The organism is Nocardia sp. CC201C, assembly GCF_030010695.1.
Taxonomy (GTDB): domain Bacteria; phylum Actinomycetota; class Actinomycetes; order Mycobacteriales; family Mycobacteriaceae; genus Nocardia; species Nocardia otitidiscaviarum.
The window spans coordinates 1-2,686 of record NZ_JASCXP010000634.1; the positions used below are offsets into that span (position 1 = coordinate 1).

At 72.7% G+C, this 2,686-nt stretch carries 2 protein-coding genes; both read right to left on the reverse strand.

Annotated elements, in window-relative coordinates; genetic code table 11:
* Positions 1 to 1,387 (reverse strand): acetyl-CoA carboxylase, carboxyltransferase subunit beta (accD, locus tag QK444_RS35240; protein ID WP_282786318.1); only part of this gene is annotated, 1,387 nt, incomplete at its 3' end.
* The coding region (locus tag QK444_RS35245; protein WP_282786319.1) for a PfaD family polyunsaturated fatty acid/polyketide biosynthesis protein at positions 1,384 to 2,686 on the reverse strand (1,303 nt) is incomplete at its 5' end. The genes QK444_RS35245 and accD, both read right to left, overlap by 4 nt.

Genomic DNA, 2,686 nt, shown 5'->3' on the forward strand with positions numbered 1-2,686 from the left:
GGCTGATCACGGAGTAGACGGCGTTCTCGCACACCAGCACCCGGTCGGCCAGCGCCAGTGCCAGCGCGCCCCCGCTGCCGCCCTCGCCGGTGATCACCGACACCACCGGAACCGGCAGTCCGGCCAGCAGTTTCAGGGATTCGGCGATGGCGACGGCCTGCCCCTCCCGCTCGGCGGCCACCCCCGGATAAGCACCGGCGGTGTCGATCAGGGCGACCACCGGCAGTCCGAGCTTGGCCGCCAGCCGCAGCACCCGCGCGGCCTTGCGGTACCCGGCGGGGCTCGGCATGCCGTAATTGCGTCGCGCCAATTCCGCTGCGGTACGACCCTTCTGGGTGCCCACCACCGCCACCGGGACATCGCCCAGGCGGGCCAGTCCGGCAATCATGGCCGGGCAGTCGGCGGCCATCCGGTCGCCGTGCAGTTCGGTGAACTCCTCGAACGCCCCCGCGAGGTGATCGAGGGTGGTGGGGCGGCCGAGCCTGCGGGCCGCCCGCACCCGCTCCCACGGGTCGCGGGCGGCCAGCTGGGCCGGATCGGTGTGCACGGCACCGGGATCGGGCGCCGGGGTGCGGGTGGGCCGCACGGTCAGCCCGACCAGCCGGATCAGGGTGTCCCGCAGCGCCGATCGGTGCGCGATCAGATCGACGATGCCGTGTTCGAGCAGGAACTCGGCGGTCTGGAAGCCGGGCGGCAGGGTTTCACCGATGGTCTGGCGAATGACGCGCGGTCCCGCGAAGCCCAGGCGCGCACCGGGTTCGGCGATGATGATGTCGGTGCTGGTGGCGAAGGAGGCCGCCACCCCGCCGTAGGTGGGATCGGTGATCACCGAGACGGTGAGGATGCCCGCCTCGTCCAGGCGGCGCAGCGCCACACTGGTTTTGGCCATCTGCATGAGGGCCACGATGCCCTCCTGCATGCGCGCGCCCCCGGAGGCGGTGACGATGATCAGGGGTGACCGGGTGGCCAGCGCGGCATCGGCGGCGGCGGTCACCGCCGCGCCGACGGCGCCGCCCAGACTGCCGCCGAGGAACCGGAAGTCCATGACCGCCAGCACCACCGGGATGCCGCCGAGGGTGGCGCGCACGCAGCGGATGGCGTCCGGCATGCCGGTGCGCTCCCGGGCCTGCGCCATCCGCTCCGGATAGGGGCGGGAATCGACGAAGCCCAGCGGATCTCGCATTGCCGCCGGCGCCTCGATCGGCACCGCCGAATCCGCGTCCACCAGGTGTTCGATGCGCCGGTCGGCGGTGAGCATGCCGTGGCCGTCGCATTCCGGGCACACCCCGGCGGCGCGCTCGTAGCGCGCCGCGTAGATCATCGCCCCGCAGGCCGGGCACAGCAGCCACGCCGTGCCCGTCTCGTTCCGGGCTTCGAGTGTGGTCATGAATCCTCCCTCGAACGCGGCACGTACCGGGCGCAGACGGCGGGCAGCCGCAGTCCGGCGGTGCGCAACTGGGCGACACGGGTGAGATGGGCAGCGCCGACCATCATCTGGTGCGCCATATCGGCGACACCGCGGTTCTCGGGGGCGGCGAGATAGGTGCCCGCGGCCCAGCGGTTGAATCCGCCCATGGCGGGGCCGCACCAGATCTGGTAGTCGGCGGCGCGATCGGCCTCCCCGCGAATGCTCCAGCCCGACGACAGCCCCAGATACCACCGGAAGACAAGGGCCATCCGGGCTTTCGGGTCGTCGGCGGCGCGGGTGAGCTGGTCGGGATCGCGTTCGGTGAAGTACGCCACGCACTCGCGCCACACCTGGTCCAGCGGACGCCGGAACAGCGTGGTCTCCAGATCCCGCCGCACCGCCGCGGGCAGGGCGTCGATGCCGTCGTGCGCCCGGTACAGGTCGTAGAGGCGCTGCGCGCGAGTGGCGAACATGGTGCCGCGCCGCAGCACCTGCACCTGCACCCCGAGTTCGAACATGTCCGAGGACGGGGCCATGACGCAATCCGCGAATTCCGCCGCGGCGAGCAGCCGTTTGGTGGCCTGACACTGATTCGCCTCGCGGGCGGCCTGGTTGATGGAGCCGGTGACGATATAGGCCGCGCCCAGGGCGAAGGCCGCGGCGGCGGCATCGGGGGTGCCGATCCCGCCCGCCGCCCCGATTCGGACCCCGGCGGCCGCCGCGACCCTGCGCGCGATCCGGTCGCGGGCCGCCACGAGTTCGGGCAGCAGCACCACCAGCGGCCTGCGATCGGTGTGGCCACCCGAATCCGCCTCGGCGGTGATGTCGTCGGCCAGCGGGACGCGCTCGGCCAGCCGGGCCTGCTCGGCGGTGAGCACACCGCCCTCGACCAGCGGGCGCAGCAGCCGAGCCGGGGCCGGGCGCAGGAACAGTTCCGCCACCTCCACCCGGGAGACCTTGGCGATCAACCGATGACGGCTCTCGATGCGGCCCTCCCGATTCACCGTGAGCCCGGCGGCACGGTAGCGCACCACCTCGGGGGTGAGGTCCATGAAGGCCGACGCCTCCACACAGCGCACGCCGTGCCGCAGGCAGGAGTCGACGATCGCCCGCTCCAACGCCAGCTCCGACGGGCTGTGAATCAGGTTGCAGGCGAACGGTTTGTCGCCCAGCCGCCGCGACAATTCCGCCAGCGCGGACTCTACGGCGGCGGGCGGTACGCCCGCCGCCCCGTAGGAGGCGAGGTATCCGGCCTCGGCCATGGCCGCGCACAGCGCC